The following is a 24,717-nucleotide window of genomic DNA, read 5'->3' on the forward strand; positions in this document are numbered from 1 at the left end:
CATATCTTAAGGCTCTTTTACTCATTAATTGTTAATATAGCATCGTCTAAAAAGATAACTACCGGGTAAATATGAACAGCCCCATTGTCTGAAAGCACAGATTTGGCACCGATAATCACATAATCCACTCTATTTTTGTTTCCCTTGTTTTCAGAAGTAAGCGGGATAAAGACATAAGATGGTCCTTTATTAGAATCAGAAGGCCCTGCATCTACATATAAATTATCAAGATTATTTATCTCAGCAGGGGCATCTTCAGGTAAAAATAATTTAGAAATATCTCCTCCAATATCAATCTTTACTGTTTTTAAAGCCACGCCCGTGATGGGGTTTTGGAGGTTTATAAGAAAGGTGTTCTTTGAAACATCGTGAGCTTGCAAGCCATTAACAGCTCTTGAGTTCCATTTAAAAGGCTCCTTGCGTTCCAGTTTAACCTTGTACTTATTATTTACCCCAATACTTATGGTGAATATATCACTTCCATTATCATAACGATAATCTATGTGTAAAGGATAATTAAGTATATTTAAGGTGTTTTCAGAAAGACTGCGCCTCTCCGAGAAAATTTGATAAGAATGCCCTAAATTGTTTATACCATATTCAATAAAATTACCTAAATAACCAGCAAGCCAGCCAGTGATAGCTTCCCCTAAACCAAATATACCGCCTTTCTTTATAATCGATACCATAGAAGTACCTAAAAGCCCTCCTAAGGATGCCATAAGCTTACACGGGCTCAATTCATTGCCGAACTCAGAAAGAGTATTTTCCTTAAGTCCCACAAGCTCTATTGGATGACTGGCAAGAGTAGCAGCATAGTAATCATAATTAATATAATTAAATCCAAAATACTGCCCGTTTGGATCAGTAAGTTTTTTGAGCTCACCTATAGATTTTATAAGATTCACATTTTCGCCATCATACCCCAAAGCTATCTTTCCCAAAAGTTCTTTTTGTCCCTCTTTAGCAACCTCTGACAAAGCATCAGAAATCATTGATATTACCTTTTTTGCTGAAAGTTCTTCTTCTCTTAGCCTTCTAACATCGGTTATTAATTTCTTATATGCATCTTTGAAATTTTTTTTAAAACTTAGATTGGACCAAGTATCTGCTTTGAATAGTATTTTGAATTTATCTATGGTTCCTTTTGGGTTTTTGGCCTCAAAAGAAACAAAATCTCCAATTGCTTCTGTCAGTGCTCCATGCGCTACTCCTAATGTAAAAATAACAGGGATGTCCGAATTCCAACCTTGCTCTTCACATCCCGGATACAAAGCGGTGGGCCCATCAGTCAAAAATGCCACTAACTTATTATTAAATAGCATATCCAAGATGCCCTCAGAAACAAAGATTTCGTCTCTTACGATGGTGAAGCCATGCGGTTTACCGGGGTCCTCCACTATCAACACCCTTCTGATTTCGTCCTTTAATGCCTTTGCTGCTTCAAATTCCCTATTGATCAACATCATTATTTCCTCTCTGTCAGGAATCCCCAAAGGCACTGTATATATGATGGCTTTACCCTCGGCTGCTTCCTCTATGTAGGCAGAAAAAGCCCCCAGATACTCTCTTTGATACTCAACAGCTCTCTCTGCTTGCCTGGTATTGCCGAAAGAAAACCAACCTCTGGCGGGAAGGGAAGCCAGTAGATTATTCTTTGCGTCATTCCAATCTTCGTCAAAATCCTCTTGTCGCTCCTCCAAAACAACCAGCAGGTGCAAGCGGTCTTTCAGTGACAGTTTAGAGTAAGCCCTTATGCTTGTAAAAAAGCTTTGATGCGGCAAAACTTCGCCCAGGTCATACCACACCTTCAAATAGTCGAGAATGGCTGCTGCTTCCTTTCCAAATGCATCGACTACCTCCTGATTAGGAGGGGTAACAAGCGACACTTCCTTGGACCAAGAAACCAGGGCATTATTAAACAATTGCTCCGAAGAAGAGGCATTCCATATACGTTTTACTATATCGGAGGGCATTGTTCTTGAATAAACCTCTACAAGCTTTTCGGTAGCAACCGGAGCATCATAAGAAGAAGTATGACTGTAAAAAGTTCCTGACTCAGTGACTTGGATAGTCTCTCTTTTTAGAAAAAATTCATTCAAGTCACGCAAGCCCTCTGACTTCCACGGCAAGTCGTCAATCACATTATATAAACCGCCGCGAAGCATATCTAAAAAGGATATATATCGCTCATTTATGATAGCATACAGAGAAGAATCAATATCCAGCTCATCGAGCACTTCTGAGAAAAATGCATCCTTACTATTCTTTATAGCCCTAACATCATCATCACTCATAGATTCGAACCATCCATCAAATGCACCATCATAAAATCTCTCCCACTCTTCATAGCCGTTCAAACACGCATCTAAAAGATCATGATATTCAAATACTTTTTGTTTAAAAAAATCGAAATTCATATAGCCGAACGGACCATTATAATTCATCTTTTCTACCTTCTCTTTAGACATAGCTCTAAGTAGAGCTGCAAAATTGCTTACTCTATTCAATAAATGCGAGGGCTTATCTCTTGCTTCAGACGCCTTTTGTATTTCGCTGTATAATTTCTCTCTTTTAATCTGGTATTCCCCCAAACTCATTAAGTTTATAATAAACCCCCAGTCCCTTAGTAAAGATTGTCTATCAGCAGAAAGGTCAAGAAAATGCCGTGATAGCTCAGTTGGAAAACCTAAGGAGGAGAATCCATTCTTACAAAACCACGCCTCCCACCATAAATAGCCAAGAGGGACTTCTAGGAGGTCTTTATCAGGATATTCAGTTATAGGAACGTACTCATATTTATAATTACGATAAAATGCTTGGATTGTAATTGTATTTTTATCCTCTTTACTTTTCTTAATATAGTCCCACAGCAACAAATATATCTCTCTTCTTTCGTCCTCACTAATATAATTATAATCACAATTGTTCCATTCTTCATCTGCCGGCACATCTGCCATATTACATAGCATTTCTAATTGCATAGATGAGATGAGCATGCCATGATAAGAGTCGGACACCATTACAGATCCCGCCGCCCCCTCATATCCGGGAATTTCGGCATAGAAGTCTGAAAGGTAGATATCGTAATTAACGGTTTGATTTCCATCTTCAAGTGAGCCCTCTAAATAATAAGACTCTAAAATGAGGATGATTTTGGTATTAGTAAATAGTATCCGCTCACTTAGTTCACTTAAATTAGCTATCTTAGCTCTAATTTTGCTGCTTACCTTCTCTTTTACTTTCATTGCATAATCATTGGCTATTCTCTCCCAAGCCCTCTCCATGGATAAAATATCTTCAGCCCATTCCACCCTATCGTCACTCAACCAAGGCACATCTTTGTTAAAAGATAGATTACTGAATTGAGTGTTATAATCCAGTCCATCGTAGGGGAAGAGATGGCTCCCCATAGGTTTAGAAAGAAAAGTCTTAAAAAGCCCATGCACCGCCACCATGTACTTCAAAGGAGGTAAATTAAAGGAATAAGAAGTTGCAGTTTCCGAGACCTCCCTAATACCTGATTCCCATTTTATTCTTCCGGATGCTTCATCGAAGATACCGGAAAGTGTATCCCACGCAGCTTTATTTTGTTCTTTCAGTTCGTTTTCGATGCTTTTTATGTAGCAGTTCTCCCGATACCAGGATCTGCTTCCGTTCATTCCTACCGAGAAAAATGCTGTATCGTCTTCCGATTCCACTTGTTCCGGAATAAAGAAGCGTAATTTGTCTTCTTCTCCTCTCTGCATGGCAGAATAGTTAGCCACAATTTGCTCAACAATGTGTGTGGCATGCAACTCTGCCAGGCTGTCTATCTTCTTTATATAAAGCGAGTCTATCCCTATGGCATAGCTGTTCAGAGTTAGTAGTAACAGAACTCCTACTGCGAAAGGCAATACTCTCCGTTGCATTGTAAAACCATGTTTTATTCTATTAGTATTCATAGTCAATACTTTATCTTTGCTTCGTGTTTACATCTGTTTCACCATATGCCATTTGCTCAATCAACTCCTGCGCAAGCTCTGCAAGTGAATCTAACATATTATCTTTCACGGCAACCACAATTTCTTCTTTAGGTGTTCTTTTTTTCAGTTCAAGGAGTATAAAATCAAGTATTTCCTCTCCTTTCATGGCAGCATCGCCTTGAAATTCAACATTCACTTTTTCTTCCGATGCATAATAAGCCACTAAAGCTTCGGCAAGCTTCTTCATCACCCAGCGGGCGTAAAGCTCTCTTCGCTGTATATCGGCTACAATATTGTTATACAACTCTTCCGATTCGTTCGAAAGCTCTTCCAAGGTTTTACCAAAAGAAGTTACACGGGGAATAAGCATACCGGCAGAAGTGACACTGTCTTGAAAAGTAACCCCTTGTTTTTCAAAAACCCTATAGAAGATATCCGTTTCCGCCTCTTTATATTTCTCTTCTATTTCCGGATTTTGTGCCACCTCTTCTTTTATTTTCAGGATGGCTTTCCATACGATACTGACCATATCGACAAGAGCTTGCGCCCAATAGGAGGCGGCATCGGCGTAGGCCTGACGCACGGCTACACGGGCTTGGCGCAGGCTGTCTTTGACAGCAGCCACGTCCACTTCTTCATCGTCCAATTGTGTTTTGGCTTTTTGATATTCGTTTTTCCAGTGCACAAGCTCTTCTTGTGCCACATTTATTTGGTGGAGTATATCTTCGGGCAGGTATTTCTTGAAGGTTTGCATCAGCTGTTCCATTTTAGCAAGCACGAGGTCCACTACCTCTATGGTATTCTCTGCTTGCTGGAGCAGCATATCTATATCATCGAGCAGTTGTTCGATTTGCTCCATGGTTTGGGTATCCATCACTTCAATGCCCATACCCATGGCAATCAGGCGTCCTTCAATCATTTGTTTTTGAGCATTGAGGCGCACCATATCCATCTTGTATTTGATTTTGGCGCGGTTGGCAAAGGGCAGCTCGGCTATGGCAGTGCCTCCATAGTAGCCATCGCCATATATCTCAAGGGTTTTCACGACGGCATCGAAATCGTATGCCCGGATGGTATCGCCGGGGTGCAGATTCATATATACCGAATCGGTCTGCGGATTGAAAGCAGGCGGCAATTGCCCGCAAGCTGTGGCTTCCAGCTCAATAGGGGCAGGCGTGGTAAAGGTCTTTACCGGGGACTCTACCTCCGCCACTCCGCCACAGGATGCTTTTAGTTTATACTCGTAGGTCGTTCCGGCTTGCAGCGGGCGCAGCATCGTATAAGCCAAGACGGTAGGAGGCGTGGCAATCCAGTTTTCAGTGCCTTTCTTGCGATAAAGCACGCTGTATTCATCAGTACCTTTTCCGTAGCTCCAATTGATTTTGACCTTTTCCGGGTTAATAATCTCATGCCCGATGGTTTCGGGGCACTCGCAGGCATCACCATATTGAAAAACGAAGACTTCGGAAAAGCCTCTGTTTTTAAACAAATTGAGCCCGGAGCGCTCTTTTGCCTGTACCCTCCATGCATACTTTCTGCCCAACGTCAATGGGGGCTCGGTGATGCCATATACCAACTGGGTGGCAGTGGTGGTAGTCCGGTATATGGGAATGCTGCTAAGAATAGCATCATTGGGGTTTCTATCAGCAGGAATCAACTCTACGAGTGTCAATTCATACTCCACATTGCGTGCCGCATTGGGGTTGGATGTATGACGAGGGGTCCAAGAGAAGACCACATTTTGCTGTGGCAGCGGTTTTATTTTATCTCCGTTATAAGGCATATTGAGCATGGGCGGGTCGTTGAGCATAATCCATGCGGCCTGCTGTCCCACATTGGGATTGGAGAGCAATATATCACGGTTGTAGTCACTCACCTCGAAACGTATGGTGTAGAAGCCGTCAGGCAGGCGCTTTTCACGCAAAAACTCGTTCCGGTCAATACCTTTAAAAATCAGATTTTGCGCATCGAAGTAAGGAGCCAGCTCTGCCCCACTCAAGATGAGGGGCACGCCTCCCTGCAGATAAATGGGCTCCGGTTTATAGTCCGGGCGTGTATAGATGCTGATATTGGCACCCTCTATGACCAAGCGCAGGCGTACCGGATAGTTCACCAACGAGATGTCTTCGGCAATCACTTGCAGCTGCAGACGACTGGTAGCCGGCTCGGTATAGTCGGCAAGATAGGGCGAATAAGGCGGCTGCATCAGCACTTGGGTGCGTATAGGGTAGTTCTGTGCCGATGCACGCTGCCCGCAGAACAGTAGACACAAAAGCCACAAGAGGGCAACACGTGTTTTGAACAAAGGGCTCATTGACAGTGGTTGTTTTTAATCTTTATCGAATCACAAATCGCTTCATTTGTACTGTACCATCGGCAGTTTCCGCAGCCAACACATACACGCCGGGTGCCAGCTTGGGCAGTTCTACTGCCAGCTCATGCTCTTTGGCTTCTGCCAATTGGTAATGAGCCACGGGCGAAGCTTCACTTAAGTTAAAGATACGCACGTGGACAGCTGCCGCCTTCGATAGTTCCATACGCACCTTAAAGCGTCCTTCGTTGGGATTGGGATACAGCTCAAAGACATTGAATGCAGCAGCTTCGCGGTATCCCAAGGCACTTCTTGCCAAGGTGTCGGAACGCTCCTTGATATGAACCGTTTTCATTTTGGTATTGGCGCAGCCCGATAAACGAGTGGACAAGCCTATGGCATACTCACCGGCTTCTTTAAAGACAAAGAAAGCGTAATAATGAGGCAGATTGCCGTTATCCAGACGCAAGACTTTGGACTCGTCATAAATCCACTCAATTTCGGCCGGCTCCGGATAAGTAACGTCAATAGCTACGAGGGTATCGCCTACAAAGCCTTCTGAGGCAATGAGGAACTCCGTTTGCAGCAGGTCATTCGAGATTTCAAGCGTAAAAATCTTCTCTCCCACACAACCTGCCGGTGTTGTAATCGTCAGGTGATAGATGCCGGCTTCTGTCAACTCCACGGTCCGGCTTTCGGCATAAAATCCATTGCCGGAAGACCAACGGTAGGTGCTGCCGGGGTTGCCCGCATCGAGCGCCAGCGTGGTGCCCGGGCATATCACGAAGTGCTCTTCCTCAAAAGCCGGCTTCACGGGTGCGGTCTCGGGCACTTCTATGTCAAAAGTTTTTTCACAAGCGTTTTTATCAATAACTTTTAAGGTATAAGTACCTGCGGGCAATCCTTGCCGCTCTGCCCCCTCTACTCCATCTTGCCATAGCAGAGTATAAGGAGAGGTACCTCCCGTTATGTTGTCTATACGAATGAAGCCGTCGTCATAAGCATGGCAGGTAGGTGCCCCGGCCGTATAGTCAATTTCAATAGGCCCGGGTCCGGGTACAGTCACAAGAAGCTGCGACACACAACCTATGGCATCGACTACTGACACAGTATAGGCGCGGGCTTCAAGCCCGTTGAGCGTCAGGGTGTCGCCTTCTCCCAATTGATAGCTTTGAGTACCTATTCCAGACAGCGTGTATGGTGCCTGCCCTCCGGTAACAACAAGTTGAACGGAGGCATCCTTACCACCGGGGCAGCTTACTTCACGAAGTATTTGCTGCTGGATTTGGGGTCCTGCTGTAGTGGTCAATACAATGGAAGCCTCTGAATGGATACAGCCGTTGGCATCTTTCACCTCCATGCGATACATGCCTCCACGCAGATTTTCTATATTGAAAGGCTCAGTTCCGGCAGTACCCTCATTTACCACTTCCGCTCCATAGTAGAGGGTATAAGTGTAAGGTCCGGTTCCACCTTCAATAGAGAAAGACAAGATGCCATCGGCAAAAGAGCAGGTAGCCTGCTGCACAACCGCATGATTGAGTTGCAAAGGAGCCGGTGCCGTTATATTCAAAAAATGCTCTATTTGGCAGTTTTTGCTATCGGTAATTGTGATACGGTAGCTTCCTTTCTTCAATCCGCTTAAAGTCAATTGCTCATTGTTTGCTCCTGCCGGCTCAATGGTTCCTTCCCCCTCCGTCAGGGTGGCAGTATAGGGCGGCGTTCCGCCCTGTATGGTCAGTAATGCCCTGCCGTCAGCAGACTCGGCGCAAGAGGCATTCCACAACTCATATTGAGCGATACCCAGCGGTTCAGGCTGTTTAATTTCTACCTCCTGTTCTGTCTCACACCCTTCTTTGTCGCGTACGCGCAGCTTGTAAATCCCGGCTTTGAGTCCTTCTATATATTCTGTGGTAGTAGAGGTCACAAGCTCCCAAGTAGCATCCGGGCGTCGACGCAATAACGTAAATGTATATCCACGCCATCCACCGGAAGCAGAATAAAACAACTTTCCGTCGTTCCCATCATAGCAAGACACATCTTGCACTTCGTTTACACTCAAAGAGAGCATGCCCTCGGGGGCTTTGACTTCAAAGCTATAGGCAGAGTCAGCCGGACAGGCGTTCGCATCAAGCAGACTTAACTTATATTGTCCTGCAGTTAGAGAGTCGATACGACCGCTTGGGCTGTTAGTATTCAATGTGCGTAAAGTATCGCCTGATTCTTCATCAGTTAAGTACAAGGTATAAGGCGGGGTCCCCCCGGTGAGTGTATATTCAACACTGCCGGAAGCCGTGCCAAAGCAGCTTACCGGATTGGTGTGAAGCGATGCCATCAACTTTGCCGGCTCATTGATGGTAATGCTTGTGCTAAACTCGTTGCCATAAGCCCCTATTACCTTGAGAGTATAGTTTCCACTGATCAAATTATCAATACTTATGGCATCACCCTCTCCCGATGCCCACTCGGTGGTGCCTTTGAGCAAGGTCCATTCATATTTACAGTTCAGCTTGGCAATGCCTCCGGTGATTTCTGCCCGTAGTGCTCCATCTACTCCTCCATTGCAAAGCACATGCTGCAATTGCAGGTTTTGCAAGGCAATAGGTTCCGGAGCTTTCATCTCGTAATAGCCGGTTTTTTCACATCCCTTGCTGTCAGTGACCACAAAGCGATATTGCCCCTCACCCAAGGTGATGTTTACAATATTATTTGAACCAAGGCCGCTCAGTGTGTTCACCAAGCTGCCGGAAAGTGCATCAAATATCTTCATGCTATAAGGGGCGGTACCTCCCGAGATGGTCGCTTTCAAGGTATCACTGCCACCGGGCACTGCAATTTGGAAGGTATCTGCCGTGCAGGAGGCATAGGTATTCTCCGGCTCAAAGCCCAGTTGCAAAGAGTCAGGTTGGGTAACAGATATATTGCTTGAAGTAAATACCCCGCTGCCGCTGTCATACACTTTAAGTATATAATTGCCTGCTTGCAGTCCTTCAAAAGCAGTAGTTTCGCCGTTCTTCAGGTCGAGTTCATATATCTTGCTCCCCTCCCTGTAAAGCTCAGCACGAGAGTAGGGCTTCACCCCTCCGGTGATGTTAAATTCAATTTTTCCGTCGCTGCCCCCATAACATGAAACACTGTCAGCATTGGCTTGCAGATTTAAAGGAGCCGGCTCATTGATGTAGAAGTAAAAGCTGGAATAGCACCCTGTCTGGGTGGTACCATTACCTACCTCATATACATTTTCTAATCGCACCTCGTATCTGCCGGCCGGTAAAGCATCAATTATAGCCGGAATACCGGCGCCTCTTTCAAGCGTGGCACTTTTTGTAATACTTCTATCGTCTTTTTGTACAGACACCCTTACTTTCGGTGCATTATGGCCGGTAGGATAGCCTATCTCCAACTTTCCGTCGTTGCCCGACTTCCAGGTTACATGATGGATAGTTACATAGTCAATGGTTTCTGACAGTTGCGCTTCCTCTTGTATAGTGGTATTTTGATTAATGGTATCCCCATCTGCATATCCATTAGGTAAAGGTGGAGCGAGGTCCCTGTAAAGCTCCATTTTATCAGTCACGTTTTTAGAGTAATAATACGAAGCATGCCCATTCGGCTTAAGCTTAGCCCTGAACACCACCTCTGCTTTATAAGCATCATGAGTTAAAAGCAAGTCTTTTATAGTCCGACCATTAGCAAGTTTTACGTTAGATAAAGCTTCTTCTAAAAGAAGACGGTTTTTATATGAGACGTGTAAATCATGCGTCTCATTAAAGGCACCACCGTCAAGCTTATAAACTGTATAAGAGCATTCCCATGCAACCTCACCCAACGCAAGTAAGTCCGCCCTGTTGTCCACCTGAAAACCAAAGTGAATCTTAATGCTATCGTTAAAACAGGTCGGTGTGCGAGTAGTCGTTACCTCGGGATAATCAATCAAATATCGATTATCGCCAAGAGTTATCCACTCTTCTTCTTTTATCATAGGAGGACTTCCATAATAGAAATAACTCTTTGATTCTATTCCATTATTAGGATTAAAAGAAACATACCGAACGGCCCCTAGGGTAGGTTGGTTAATATCTACATCATACTGAATCCACGAAAGAAAAATATTGTGGCTGTCATAATAATAATGAGGATAAGAGTCAATTATATCGATATCGTATTTATCCTCAAGATAATGTGTTATACCCTCATTGCAATTGTTCCCACTACAATGATAGAACGGGCAATATCCTCCCACATTGATGAGGACAAATGTTTTATTCGCTTGCTGGGCGAAACTGCCATTGACTGCTTGCAAGAGAATAGCAACAATTAGTATTAACCGCTTCATAGTGTATCTTAGTCTTTTAGTCAATATTAATTTCAGTGACCCACTCGGAAGTAGTCCGTCCTGTCCCGGGCAGTCTATATCGAAGTTTCAATGGATAGGTGCCCGGCTGTATAGGTACCCAATCCTTAAGCAGCAGGTTATGTATATATGAGTTTGAAATCCCTCGATGCTCTGCTGCCGCCGCTTTGTTTCTCAATTCCGTGCGGTCATTGTGGGCTACTCTTGCCAGATCATATACCAAAGAGAAGACGCCGGATATCGGTGTATATGCTCCGGAGGTGATATGCTCATCCCGCAACTCATCAGTAAAATCAGGCATTGTCCATTGAATCGCCCGCACAGGCACCAAGCCTAACTCATCTATATCTCGATTAGTAATGCGCAAGACAGACTGTTCTAAATAACCATCATACAACAGCGGTCTGATGTGGTAGAGCAGCCAATCGGCATTGGGGCTTGCTTCTGCATAAATCAGAGGTTCGAAATGGGCACCACCTTGCATTTCGAATCGGTCGAAGCTTTCGTTATCTATCCACGTGCGCCCGATTTCGTGAATACCCACTGCCACGGGCCACAGCCAGTCGTCGCCACTTCGTTGCAGGTTGTCCATTTTCTCCACAAAGGTGCGGAACCTGCTTGTGCGGAAATGCATGGTAAAGAACTCATCTTCCTCCATTACTTTCAGACTGCCTTCCGCACTGCGTTCCCGTGTTTTCACCCCGGCTTCTTCATCTACTTTATATTTGGTTACGACGTTCTTATCTACTTCCTGACTGACAACCAATGGTATGCGTACCAGTTGAAGAGTGTACACGGTAGTAGTGTGCAGGCCATCGGGCATTTCAAAGAATACTTCCCGGTTTTCTACATCATAGCCGATATCGAAATAAATGGAGGCGCTGCCGTCGGCCGGCGACAATTTTCCGCGATACTCCCAAGCAGGGTCTTGGAAAAGGTACGCCTGCCCTTTGTTCAGCTTGATATATCCTTCTTTGGTTTCATCAATGTAGTAGTTCAGTTGTCTGTCAACCGGATAAGCATACAAGACATTGTTTTTCGGGATATAATCCGGTGCTTTGCCGGTTTTAAAGCTCACCGTGCGGTACTCGGTTACTTTTTGCCCCTCATAGGTTACTACTACCCAGTTACCTCCCACCTGTTCTTCGAAGCTTACTTGCACTTCAAAGACCAGTTTTGTTTCCGGGGGCAGCACTTCAAAACTGTTTACTGCCAGCACATCATGGGGTTCGTTCCATTCATGAGTAGCATTGACAACCTCTCCCTCCTCCGTTTTAATACGGGCAAAATCCAATTTTACTCTGTAAGCACGGCGCTTACCTTCCAGGTCCGTCAGAGAGAACTGCTTTCCTATTTCCAAATTGAAAATTGCCTGCGGGTTGACAAACACATCCACTTCGGACTCATTGTCTTTGGGTGTCAGCCCGGCAATCACCTCTATATCGGCAACCGGAGGCGGTGGCGAGCCTATCAGCTCACACTCTTTGCCCAAGGTCATTTCAAAGCGGCAGTTGCCTTTTACCAAACCGCCCAAGATAGAGAAGCGCCCCCCTACCATACCATGCACCCAAGTGGGGTTGGGTAATTTTGCCTGGAGCAATACAGCTGCCGCGATACTCAATATTTTAAACTTCCCTTTGTAAAAGCGCAACCTCACCTGCATGCCTATATCCCCTTTGAGATAAGCATATATTTGTCCGTTGGCATACCATCCTTTGATGCCTATGGGCGAGGAAGCGCCCACACAACGGGTATTCTTATAGTCTTTCACCATGATGTCAAAGCCGGCACCTGCTACAAAGCGCGCATAAAACATCAAAAATTGAAGGTTGCCGGTATCTATTCGCATGTCAGCCCCCAAGGCAAAGCCCAAACCGGACTGCAACTTATTCAAATCGCGCATGTAATCCAGCTCGTCTGCCGAAGTGCCCAGTATGGAAGCCACCTCAGCCGGTGGTGGTGGCGCTCCGGGCAGGTCGTGTCCGGCCATCAGGTAGGCAGTAGCTCTTGCCAAACCGGCAAACTCCACGCCATTGCGTTGCTCGGGGGTGCCTATAAGAACATACCACTTAGCCGGTGAGAAGTGCATCAGCGCCCAGCCGGCCAGGCCTCCGGGGCCTACCCCTTTCACAATTCCTCCGGCTACGTTGATATAAACTTTAAAGTTTGCATCCAGTGTGCTGGTGTTGAAGTTATATTCGATGTGGGCACTTGCAGACACCTCAGATTTGCCCACCTGCTCATTGGGGAGTCCAAAAATACTGCTGCTCAAATCAGTAAGGGCATCGCTTGAATACTGCGAAGCCAGTAAGCTGTTGCCCCCTATTTTTTGATGCAGTTTCTCGGCATGCTGTGCTATCTTATTGGAATAGCCTTTGAGGCGGCTCAGGTCCAAAGTATCCGAGCGGGTCATGAAATAGCAATTGCCATCCAAAGCGACTCTTGCCAAACCACCCCGTTGGTTAAACAAGATACTGAACATAACATCGCCATGGTAGGCTTCTTTTTTAGGTCCTTGAAAGCTCAAACCGGCTTCCAAACCTAATCCCATACTTGCATCCGGCACATAACGGTTTCCGGTTTGGGTCACTCCAACTTCCTGCGCACCTGCCGGTGCCGTTCCGTCGGGCTTCATATGATAGTAAAGGGCACCCGAGAAACCGGCGACATCAAATCCCGGAAAGGTCTTCAAAGCCGGAGAGAAAAGCACTGCTGCATCTGCATACCAATAGCGAGTATTGTCAAGCGTAGTGCCAAATAGAGCAGTAGCATTCACTTCCAAACTAAAGCCATCACCAGTGGCACTCCCTCCGGGCGTTATTTTCAAGCTCAATAAGCCTTGAAATCCCTTGCCATAAACTTCGTGATGTTTAAAAAAGTAAGCGCTCCCTTTTAGAGCAAACGGACCTTGGTCGATATCCAAGTGGGCTTCCCGGAGCTCAGTATGTTTATATCGCCAAGATAAAAAGTTGCCACTATCATCCACTCCGCCCACTATTGACAAACTGGAGGAGGCACCAAAGCCGTTATCTGCCGACTTTACAAAATTCAATATAACGTCGAAATCAATGCTGACACCATCTTCATAGTTTTGCACATCGATATTCTCAATAGTCATATCGAAGCCCCCCACCCGGCGGCTCACCCCGGCTGCTCCCTCAAAGCCAAAAGCACCAACGGTCAGGTAGGGAGCCGTTGAGGTAAGTGTAAGCTCAGAAAAGCGAATACTGGGGATTTCTATTATAGTTTCTTGATAACTGTCATCAGCAGTTCCTACGGGCGAAGCAATATCCATTTGCCCGTTAAGCACTGCCTTGGGTCGAAAGCGCCCGTTCACCGTTTTAACCTCCAAATAAGAGTTCGGCTCAAGCGTGACCTTAGCTGCTTTAAGCACCGGGAAAGACACCTCAGTATCATTACTTATAACAAAAGTATAATTGGCACTCCGGGACTCAATGAGTGCACGATAGGAAAAAACCTCATCTTCTTTTGTTATGGGAAGCAATACTTGTCCGCTAAACCCGGCACTAATCAACTGACTTTTTTCTAAGTGCACACCTAAAGAATCAAGAGAGTAATGCCAATTGTGCAGCTTCCCTTGCTCTAAGGCAATCAATTTTCTACCTCTAAATTTGCCGGATATGCCGTAGTTATCAATAATCAACCCCTCTATGGAGGCAGTAATACGCCCCCCGGCAGACGAGGAAGCAGTTGTTTCAAACTTCTTAGGCAACTTTACTTCCGCCAAGTTTATGTACACTCCTCTCCATAATGCCTTGTCTGCTTCTTGCGCAAAATACCCTTGTGGAAATTGCACTTGACCGGGTGTCTGAATATCGCTAAAGTCAAAAACAGCCTGGCGAACCGTAAAGGTAAAATCAGGCAGTTCAGTCAACTGGAAGGGGACATCAAAATCAACAGCTGCCACCAAATCGGTCCACTGGGTAATTGTAGTTTTAAAATACCCCTTCACCCGGCGCTCAGGGTTAATACTACCATCAGGGTTTTCAGCCAGTAGCCACGTGCGGGAAAACTCAATTTCTGCGTCAACATTTAACTCTTGGAAGCCGGTACAGTCGAAAGTGGCATAAGTAGTTCCGCCCTTGAGCGTCAGCTTTGCCTTCTTCCCTGCGATAGGGAGAGAATAGTCAGCCGCCAGCAGCAGGTGAGCATTATAAATCCCCCCCTCTTTAGATATCCGTATATCACGCCCTATAAAATACAACTCAGTACTGTCTGCCGGATTGACGATACGCATATACGCCACCATGTAGGTATGCGTGGGCGTAACAACGATACTGTCTATCGCCACCTCATACTCTTGGCTTCCTACCTGCCGTTTGATGGCAATCGGCAATTCTATCTGAGAAGTAGGGTCCAGTAAAGAAGTATAAAGCGCATTGTCCTTAATAGTTTGAAGCACTCCCCGGGCACGTTGAACATAACGTTTCATTTCATCTGTCAAAGGAGGCTCAACGGCTGCATTCTCCCAAGCATATTCCGTCTCCGGGTCAAACAGATACTCCCTGGTATCCATCATATACTCATCAACCCCTGCCCAAGTGCGCACCGCCCCCACTTCATGCAGCGAAGTCGCTGCCTGGCGCACATCCTCTTTAGCCGTCAATCTTGTTTGAAGACTGTCTTTCGTTGGCGGAAATGCCCGGAGAGGGAAGGAAAAATAAAGTAACAAAAGGAAAAAGAGCCAGGAGTAGCGCTTCAACATAGGCTATTTTATTTGAAATAAAACACATGTAGTATATAAGACGCAATTATAAAAAAAATAAAAAAACAATGCAATTAATTTCTTAACAATCAATATATTTGCGCAAAAACAGATTATTGTACGGGTTATTGTACGGGGTTTCGCGAATACATTCAGAAGTACTACGCTTATGAAAAAAATTACCACACTCGTTCTTTTTTTTATCATACTCACAATAGCCGCCAATAAATCACATGCGCAAAGTTTGGACCAGATAGGCAAGCGAAAAATGCCCTTGAGTGTTAGTGGTGGCATTTCTGCCAACCAGGTTTTCTATACAGTAGATGGGATTCAAAGCCGCAGACAGCCTTACAACTACTTTCTCACCGGCTCTCTAACTTTTGAGCTATATGGATGGACAGCTCCTTTTAGCTTCAGCTACTCCAACCAAAATACTTCTTTTCAACAACCATTCAATAGATTCAGTCTGACACCTACCTATAAATGGTTAAAGTTTTATCTTGGTTGGAACAGCATGAGCTTTTCTTCTTATACTTTATCAGGGCACACATTCAACGGAGTGGGTATAGAAGCAACACCGCAAGAGTTTCCGGTAAAAGTATCGGCGATGTATGGACAGCTACGCCGTCCCGTTGAACTTGTAAGCGATACTACAGGTAGTATTGCAGTCAATCAACCCTCCTATGAGCGAATCGGTACAGGCATTAAGCTATCTTACGAAAAAGAAGGCGACAAATTGGAAGCTGTGGCTTTCCGTGCATGGGACCGGGAGAACTCCATTCTTCCACTTCCCGACAGTATTGGCTTGCGCCCCGAAGACAATCTCAGCCTGGGGCTTACCGCACAAAAGCGTTTGTTCAATAAGTTATCACTATCGGTTGAGTTTGGCTCTTCAGCAGTCACCAACAACAAAAATGCCCAAGGTGACTATCAGCGTGGAGGATTATATGGCAATCTAAGAGGCTTGTTTGATCCCAATAGTTCTACCGCTGTCTATCATGCTTTTAAGGGCAGTTTGTCTTACTCCATCAAAAGCATTCAGCTTGGTGTAAACTACGAACGCATAGACCCGGAATACCGGACCTTAGGTGCTTACTATTTTAATAACGACTTGGAAAATATCACGGTAAATACAGCATTCCCTTTATTACGGGGAAAATTATCTTTGTCAAGCAATGTGGGTTTGCAGCGGGACAACCTTAACCAAAACAAAACCAGCCAAATGAATCGTTGGGTAGGAGCACTTAACGTGTCTTCACAAATAAGTTCACGCGTCAATATAACGGCTTCTTACTCTAATTTCCGTACTTATACGAATGTACGTCCCATATTTGTAGATATCAACCAAACATCTCCTTTTAACAACTTAGACACCCTCAACTACCGACAAATTTCGCAGAACATATCCCTCAACTCTACCATACAACTTAAAACCACCAAAACCCAAAATCATAGCCTAAGTACCAACTTGGTGTATCAGACCGCCAATGATCAACAAGGCAAGCAATTGAACCAAGCCAATCGTTTCTACAATCTTAGCATAAACTACAACTTTACCCACTCGCCATCAAAAAGTACGGCTTCCTTATCCTTGAATGCCAATCGTAATGAGATATCCACCGGTCTTCCAACTTCAACATTTGGCCCTACATTAAGTCTCAGCCGCTCTCTGTTCAAGGAAACTGTCCGTAATACCTTGGCTTTTTCATGGAATCAATCTTATGCAGATAATGTATTGAACAGCAATGTATTTAATATTAGACTAAACAGCAGTTATCAATTAAAGAAAATACATAATTTTTCTTTGTCTTTAGTTCTTCTTCGCCGGGGCAAAACCAATATAGAAACAAACACTAACTCATTTACTGAATTTACTGCAACTTTAGGATACAGCTATAATTTCTCGCTACTAAAAGGAAAAAACGAATCAAACTAAGAGATATGAAAGTGACATATTGTAATTTAGGTGTACTTTTCGCTTTACTTTTTTGGTGTTTTTCCGCTTCTGCCCAAGTGGATACACTTGCCTATAGAGCTATTGGAAAAGCAAACCGAGAAGGAGTCATAAAGCTAAGATGGGCACCCACCTCGCCCCAAGCTTGGGTTATAGGCATACGTAACGGTTATATAATAGAACGGCATACCATTGTAAAAAACAAACAGTTACTCTCTCCTCCGACAAAAATATTTTTGACCAAGACCCCATTGCTTCCAAAGCCACTGGAGGCATGGGAATCAATAGTAGCACAAGACTCCATTGCACTGGTAGCAGCACAGGCTATCTATGGAGAAACCTTTGAAATAGAAAGCCGGCAAAATAGCATTGCAGCCTTTATTAACGCCTCCCGGGAACAGGAGAACCGATACAGCTTTGCCCTGTTTGCCGCCGACATATCATGGACAACAGCACTGGCAAGCGGCTTAGCTATGGAGGACCCCACAGGTGTAAAAGGCGAGCGATATCTCTATAAAATATACCCGGCTCTCCCCTCTTCCTCATCAATGCAATACTACATTGATACAGCCTATGTTTATTTAGGTCTGGAAGAGGTTTTTGAAGTAAATGGTATTAGAGACATATCTGTCAGCTTTTCTGACCATAGTGCTATTCTAAAATGGCCTTACAGAGCATATGAAGGGCTATTTACTGCCTACATAGTGGAGCGCTCTGACGACGGACAACACTTTGAGCGCATTACCCCCTTACCTATCATCATGCCTACCCGTAACTCCAAAGGAGACGGCTTTATTTACTGGCAGGACAGCATTCCTGCTAACAACAAAGAGTATTATTACCGAGTACGTGGCATTACTCCGTTCGGTGAGTTAAGCCCACCATCAAAAACGGTTTCCGGGAGTGGTTTCAAGCCCCTGGACGGCACCCCTTACATTACCCAAGCATTTTCCCCGGACAATCAGTCAGTAAACATAAAGTGGTCTTTTCCATTGGAAGCCGAGAAAACCGTAGGGCACTTCCTTGTAGAACAAGCAGAAAAAATAGAAGGGCCTTTTAAAAGTATTTCCCCTCCCCTTGGCCCGCAAACACGCCAATATACAATAAAAGAAAGCCCGGAAGCAGCCTATTATCGAGTCAAAGCGATTGGCAAAGAAGAAGGATTTTCTCACTCACTACCTGTATTGGTACAACTCATAGATAGCATACCCCCGGCTCCTCCTACCGGACTGCAAGGGTTCATCGATTCCACAGGTGTCGTACACATTCAATGGCAACCAAACAAAGAATCTGATATTTACGGCTACCGGGTTTATCGTGCCAATGGACCTCATGAGGAGTTTAGTCAAGTAACCAAACAGCCTTTAAAAGAGCCCTTCTTTACCGATACAATTGTATTGAAAACGCTTACCAAAAATGTATACTATAAAGTAGTAGCTTTAGACAGGCGATTTACGCCTTCCGAGTTTTCAGAAGTACTGGTATTAAAACGCCCGGACAAAGTACCTCCTGCTACACCTGTATTCTACGAACGTAAAAACACTGATAAAGGACCTGTCTTGAAATGGCATCCTGCTACTGACAAAGATATAGCTTATCAAGTACTCTACAGAAAAGAGCGATACAGCAACAGGTGGACAAGCATAGCTAAACTCCCTGCCCAAATTGGCATATATCAAGACACCAGCGCCAAAATGGGCATAGAATACTGGTATACAATGGTAAGCGTAGATAGTAGTTATTTGGAATCAAGGCCGGCACAGCCCATCTCCGGAAAAAAGATAGACAGCAAAGAGCGCCCCGGGTTTAAAGAGGTACAAATAATAGCCGATAGAGAAAATCGGCGCATTATTATTGAATGGGAGTATGAATTCACCTCCAATAACCCACTCTTAAAAGTGGAAAGTTTTATCATTTACCGCTCTATTAACGACAAACCATTAGAGCAGTTTACCAAAGTAGGCAGTAACAAACAACAATACATAGATAGGGAATCGCTTGTCTCCGGGCGGAAATACAACTATCGAATCAAAGCAGTATTCACTGACGGCACAGAAAGCCCTTTATCGGAACTACAAGCTGTCGTGTGGTAACCCCCGCCCGCCTTCAAAGCAGGCGGGGCAATTGATTACATTTTAAAACAAGCCCTCCAGCAGCTCATCATCCACCAGGTTGGGCATAGTCACTTTCATTTTGGGCTCTTGCTGCATGGCGCGGCGTATGGTGCTCATGGCATGCGGATTGCGTGCCCAGCTGCGGCGGGCAATACCGTTATTCACATCCCAGAAGAGCATTTGATGCAGGCGACGGTCGGCATCATCCGAGCCATCGATGACCAAACCGAAGCCGCCATTGATAACTTCGCCCCAGCCTACGCCGCCTCCATTGTGCAGACTTACCCAGGTAGCACCACGAAAAGCGTCGCCTACGAAATTGTGCACTGCCATGTCGGCAGTGAACTGCGACCCATCGTAGATATTGGAAGTTTCACGGAAGGGCGAATCCGTGCCCGACACATCGTGATGGTCACGTCCCAGCACGATGGGGGCTTTGATGCGTCCCTCACGGATGGCACGGTTGAATGCAGCGGCAATACGCATACGCCCTTCGGCATCGGCATACAAAATGCGGGCTTGTGAACCCACTACCAGATGATTTTCTTGTGCATGCTCTATCCACAAAATATTGTCTTTGAGCTGAGGCTTAATCTCGCCGGGCGCTTCTTCATACATGGCGCGCATCACTTCCAAAGCGATGGCATCGGTAGTGGCAAGGTCTTGCGGGTCGCCGCTGGTGCAGACCCAACGGAAGGGACCAAAGCCATAATCGAAGCAAAGCGGTCCCATAATGTCTTGCACATAAGAAGGATAGCGGAAGGTGCCGTCGGGGTTCAGCACGTCGGCACCGGCGCGCGATGCCTGCAACAAGAAAGCATTGCCATAATCGAAGAAATACATGCCGTTGGCTGCATGACGGTTGACAGCAGCTATATGACGACGCAACGAAGCATGCACCAGCTCTTTGAAACGCTCCGGCTCTTCGGCCATCATGCGGTTGGCTTCTTCATAAGAGATGCCCACGGGATAATATCCGCCGGCATAGGGGTTGTGTAAAGAAGTTTGGTCGGAGCCTAACTCTATGCGTATGCCTGCTTCGGCAAACTGCTCCCACACATCCACCACATTGCCCAAATAAGCAATGGAAACCGCCTCTTTGTTTGCTTTGGCTTCGCGCACCCGGCGAATGAGCGTCTCCATGTCGTCGATGACTTCATCGACCCAGCCCTGCTTATGACGCGTATGCAGGGGTTTGGGGTTCACCTCGGCAACTACCGACACAAGACCGGCAATTTTTGCGGCTTTGGGCTGCGCCCCACTCATTCCTCCCAAGCCGGCACTTACGAACAACATACCGCCAAAGTCGCCATCCGGCTTTACCATGCGGGCGGCATTCAATACGGTGATGGTGGTGCCATGCACAATACCTTGCGGGCCAATGTACATATAAGAGCCGGCTGTCATTTGCCCATATTGAGTCACCCCCAAGGCATTGAATCGCTCCCAATCGTCAGGCTTGGAATAGTTCGGAATCATGAGTCCGTTGGTAACCACCACACGCGGTGCATCGGGGTGCGAAGGGAAAAGTCCCAGCGGATGCCCCGAATACATAACGAGGGTTTGCTCGTCGGTCATGGTGGCTAAATACTGCATGGTGAGCAGGTATTGCGCCCAGTTTTGGAATACAGCACCATTACCGCCATAGGTAATGAGCTCGTGCGGATGCTGCGCCACTTCGGGGTCCAAGTTGTTTTGAATCATGAGCATAATGGCTGCCGCCTGCTTGGAACGGTGCGGATACTCATGAATCGGGCGCGCATACATGGGATAATCCGGGCGGAAACGGTACATATAAATACGTCCGTAGCGTTCCAGCTCTTCGGCAAACTCTTTTGCCAGCACTTCGTGCCACTTTTTGGGGAAGTAACGCAAGGCATTGCGCACTGCCAGTTTCTTTTCTTCTTTGGTGAGTATATCCTTACGTTTGGGCGCATGGTTTACATTGGGGTCGTAAGGCTTAGGCGGCGGCAACTCTTCGGGAATGCCTTGCAAAATAGCTTTTTGGAAATCAGTCAATGCGGAGGTGGATGTCGTCATAATTTTGTCCTATTTTTTATACAAAATTAACTAAAAATTCAGCTTTGGAGCTTGTATTGCCATAAAAAAAGCCGCCATGAAGGCGACTTTTTCAATAAACCAGTGTTTTTGGCAACTTAACGGTTGCGCCCGTATTCCTCGTGACTCGAGATCCAGTCGAAAGTGGAGATGGCAGAAGCCAGCGATATTTCGCCGGCAAGCACCACTCCGGCTACAATTTCGGCAAATTTATTCACTTTGCCTTTGCCATAGCAGCCCAAGAGCTCAAGGCATTCACGTTGGGTAGCCAGGCCGGTGCCCCCGCCATAAGTAGCCACTATCAAAGAAGGGATGGTAATGCTCATATACAAATCTTTTTCCGGCGTAAGTTCGCAGTAAAGCACCCCCGCCGAGGACTCCGACACATTGGCTACGTCCTGTCCCGTGGCGATAAACATGGCTGTAATGGCATTGGCAGAATGCAAGCCGTTGTTGTTGGCACCTGATAAAATAGAGCCTACATTGGCAACATTGTAATGATAAAACAGCTTTTCGGTATCAACACGCATGATTTGCTGTAAAACCTCCCGCTTTACGGTACACTCGGCAACCACACGTTTCCCTCTTGTTCTCATCACGTTCACCTGTGATGCTTTTTTGTCGGTGGCAAAGTTCGATTCAAGATAGAACTGCTTGATTTTTCCGGGTGTATAGTTGTCCAGTATCCAACCGCAAGCAGCAAAAGTAGCGCGCCCCACCATGTTTTGCCCTGCGGCATCGCCGGTATAGTAGTTAAAACGCATGAAAGCAAACTTATTTGAAAGGTAGGTGTCTATTTCCTTCAACTTGGCAACGCTGGAGGTCGCTTCTGCTTCACGGGCTATGTTGTCGAAGTTGTCTTGTACCCATTTGGCGAAGTCACGGGCTTCGCGGGCATTCTCGAAAATAAATACCGGTGCACGCTGCATGGCATCGCCAATAACGGTGCAGGTAACCCCTCCACTCAGGTTCAGCACCTTCATGCCGCGGTTGTAAGAAGCCACGAGGGTACCTTCGGCAGTAGCCAGCGGAATGAGGAACTCGCCTTGTGCGTGTTCGCCGTTTACTTTTAGCGGACCGGCAATGCCCATGGGTACCTGTGCCACACCTATAAAATGCTCGCAGTTGCCTTGTGTAATATGCGGATCGAAAGAGTAGTGAGGAACGTGCTCCAGCTTTTTGCCGGTAAACTCCTCCACAAATTTCTGCCGGGCTTTGATGGCGCTTTCGCTGTAATCATCGTTGGGGTCGCGGGGTATCTTCTTCAGGTCTTGAGGTTCCTTTTTAATGGCATCGTCGGTCTTGATGGTCAAGTTACCGAAGGGCGAAGCCTTGAATTCCACCACAATGTGGTGCATGCCTTCGGGCAGCGGCTCACAAGGCACTGTCAGTTCTATTTGTTTGCGCAAAGGAAAATGAATTTTGTCTTTCATCTGCGATGCCTTAAATAGCGGACTGCCATCCAGCAGGTCCACCGTAATTTGGTCGGCATCGAAAACTTTGTCATCGATTTTCACCCGCTTGATAGCCACCAAATCGGCATCTTTCAAGCGGTTCTTGATGCGCAAAGACACGCCTCCGGCTACATTTTTGAGGCTTCCGTGGGTGTAAAGCTGCTTCAGCAGAATGCTTGGTATAAGGTTCATAATTTTCTGTTGTTTTTATGTTTGCAGGAATTAGGTAAAAGTATGCATGTAGTAATATAATTCTTTTTTTAAAAAAACAAAAGGCGAGCATCAAGTTATTGGATTGGTGAAATATTTCACTCAAAAAATCATATTCCATCAAACAGGCGGAACGATTCCATAAAATTCGGAACAAATACATGCCGCCATTCAAAGCGGTTTTCTATTTGCTCTTTCATGGCTGTGGCAGCCGGTGTCTCTCCATGTATGATAAAAGTATATTTGGGTACAGCTTTAAAACCACTCAACCACTGCAGCAGCTCCTCACGGTCGGCATGCGCCGACAAGCCGGCCAACATAGCCACTTCGGCATGCACCGGCACATGCTCGCCAAATATTTTTATCATTTCTTTCCCCTCCAATAAATCGCGCCCGCGTGTGCCTTCTGCCTGATAGCCCACCAACAAAACCATGTCTTCATAGCGGGGCAAGCGATGATAAAGATGGTGCAGGATACGCCCCCCGGTGCACATGCCACTTGCCGAAATAATAATGGCCGGGTGGCGCAATTCATTCAGGCTCATGGAAGCCTGCTGTGTACGATAGTAGCGAATTTGCGGATGATTGAAGACGTCATGCCCATCGCTCAGGTCCTCATCTTTCAGCTTGTGGTAGTCTTGATATTTCTTGTAAAGGTAAGTGGCACTGATGGCCATGGGGCTGTCCACATAAATAAACAAGCGAGGGATTTTTCCTTCATCCATCAAGCGGGTGAGTAAAAAAAGCAGTGTTTGGGTGCGTCCTACGCTAAAAGCCGGAATAAGTACCACGCCTTCACGACGCACCACTCTGTTTACCAAAGCAGCCAGCCGCTCCGTTACCTCTTCTTTTTCCACCTGCCGGTTGCCATAAGTAGATTCCACCAACAAAACGTCGGCGTGTTCGATATGCACGGGCGGATGCATCACGGGGTCATGATAACGCCCCAAGTCGCCTGAAAAAACCAATTTCTTTTGCTGGTGGTCGCCTTGTATGAGCATTTCCACCATAGCAGCGCCCAATATGTGGCCGGCATAACGATAGCGTATCTTTACGCGCTCATGGATGCTTATCCATTCATCGAAAGGCTGTGACTGAATCAAAGGGAAAACAGCCTGTGCATCTTCTGTGGTATAGAGGGGCAAGGGCGGATTGTGCTTGGAATAGCCTTTTTTGGCGGCATAGCGTGCTTCTTCTTCTTGCAGCTGGGCGGCATCGGGCAGCAGCAACTCCAACAGGGCGGCTGTGGATTCGGTACAATAAACCGGGTTTTGATAGCCCTGCTTGCAGAGCCGGGGCAAGTAGCCCGAGTGGTCTATGTGCGCATGTGTCAGTATTACGGCATCGATGGTATTGACCTCTACCCCTATGTCTTGCCAGTTGCGCCGGCGCAGCTCCTTTAAGCCCTGAAAGAGCCCGCAGTCCACCAATAAACGGAAGTCGCCAATATCCAAAAGGTATTTGGAACCTGTTACGCTGCGTGCCCCACCTAAAAATTTAATGTTTACATCCATAAAAACCGCTTTAAAAGTCTTTTTTCTTAAATTTAAAATATTCAATCAAAGGCACGC

Annotated in this window: 9 protein-coding genes; 2 read left to right on the forward strand and 7 right to left on the reverse strand. The window is 45.9% G+C overall.

Features of this window, described 5'->3' with window-relative positions; translation table 11 throughout:
- Positions 1–17: 17 nt before the first annotated feature.
- From QVE43_RS02420 to QVE43_RS02435, 4 genes are all read right to left on the reverse strand, one after another.
- Entirely contained in the window at positions 18–3,911 is a 3,894-nt protein-coding gene (locus QVE43_RS02420; protein ID WP_288004118.1) for a hypothetical protein, read from the reverse strand.
- A 43-nt stretch (positions 3,912–3,954) separates the two neighbouring features.
- Positions 3,955–6,279, reverse strand: coding sequence for a fibronectin type III domain-containing protein (locus tag QVE43_RS02425; RefSeq protein WP_288004119.1), 2,325 nt, complete (start codon positions 6,277–6,279; stop codon positions 3,955–3,957).
- Positions 6,280–6,301: 22 nt separating this feature from the next.
- Entirely contained in the window at positions 6,302–9,841 is a 3,540-nt protein-coding gene (locus tag QVE43_RS02430; protein WP_288004120.1) for a T9SS type A sorting domain-containing protein, read from the reverse strand.
- A gap of 787 nt (positions 9,842–10,628) precedes the next feature.
- The gene (locus tag QVE43_RS02435; protein ID WP_288004121.1) at positions 10,629–15,356 is read right to left on the reverse strand and encodes a hypothetical protein; all 4,728 of its coding nucleotides are present in this window, start codon (positions 15,354–15,356) and stop codon (positions 10,629–10,631) included.
- Between the two features lie 169 nt (positions 15,357–15,525).
- Between QVE43_RS02435 and QVE43_RS02440 the strand changes: the two genes are divergently transcribed.
- Together QVE43_RS02440 and QVE43_RS02445 are read left to right on the forward strand one after the other, a co-directional pair.
- A complete protein-coding gene (locus QVE43_RS02440; protein ID WP_288004122.1) occupies positions 15,526–17,292 on the forward strand; it encodes a hypothetical protein in 1,767 nt (588 codons plus the stop codon).
- A gap of 254 nt (positions 17,293–17,546) precedes the next feature.
- Positions 17,547–19,403: a fibronectin type III domain-containing protein gene (locus QVE43_RS02445; protein ID WP_288004123.1), complete on the forward strand. Its 1,857-nt coding sequence runs from the start codon at positions 17,547–17,549 to the stop codon at positions 19,401–19,403.
- 42 nt (positions 19,404–19,445) lie between these two features.
- On the opposite strand, the gene QVE43_RS02450 is transcribed toward QVE43_RS02445, so the two are convergent.
- The 3 genes from QVE43_RS02450 to QVE43_RS02460 form a co-directional block, all read right to left on the reverse strand.
- Entirely contained in the window at positions 19,446–21,464 is a 2,019-nt protein-coding gene (locus tag QVE43_RS02450) for a urocanate hydratase (protein WP_288004124.1), read from the reverse strand.
- A 116-nt stretch (positions 21,465–21,580) separates the two neighbouring features.
- On the reverse strand, positions 21,581–23,128 hold the full coding sequence (locus QVE43_RS02455) for a hydroxymethylglutaryl-CoA reductase (protein ID WP_288004125.1): 1,548 nt from the start codon (positions 23,126–23,128) through the stop codon (positions 21,581–21,583).
- Between the two features lie 128 nt (positions 23,129–23,256).
- Positions 23,257–24,660: an MBL fold metallo-hydrolase RNA specificity domain-containing protein gene (locus tag QVE43_RS02460; protein WP_288004126.1), complete on the reverse strand. Its 1,404-nt coding sequence runs from the start codon at positions 24,658–24,660 to the stop codon at positions 23,257–23,259.
- Positions 24,661–24,717 lie beyond the last annotated feature (57 nt).

Origin of the sequence: Thermonema sp. (genome assembly GCF_026003375.1) — a bacterium.
Taxonomy (GTDB): Bacteria; Bacteroidota; Bacteroidia; order Cytophagales; family Thermonemataceae; genus Thermonema; species Thermonema rossianum.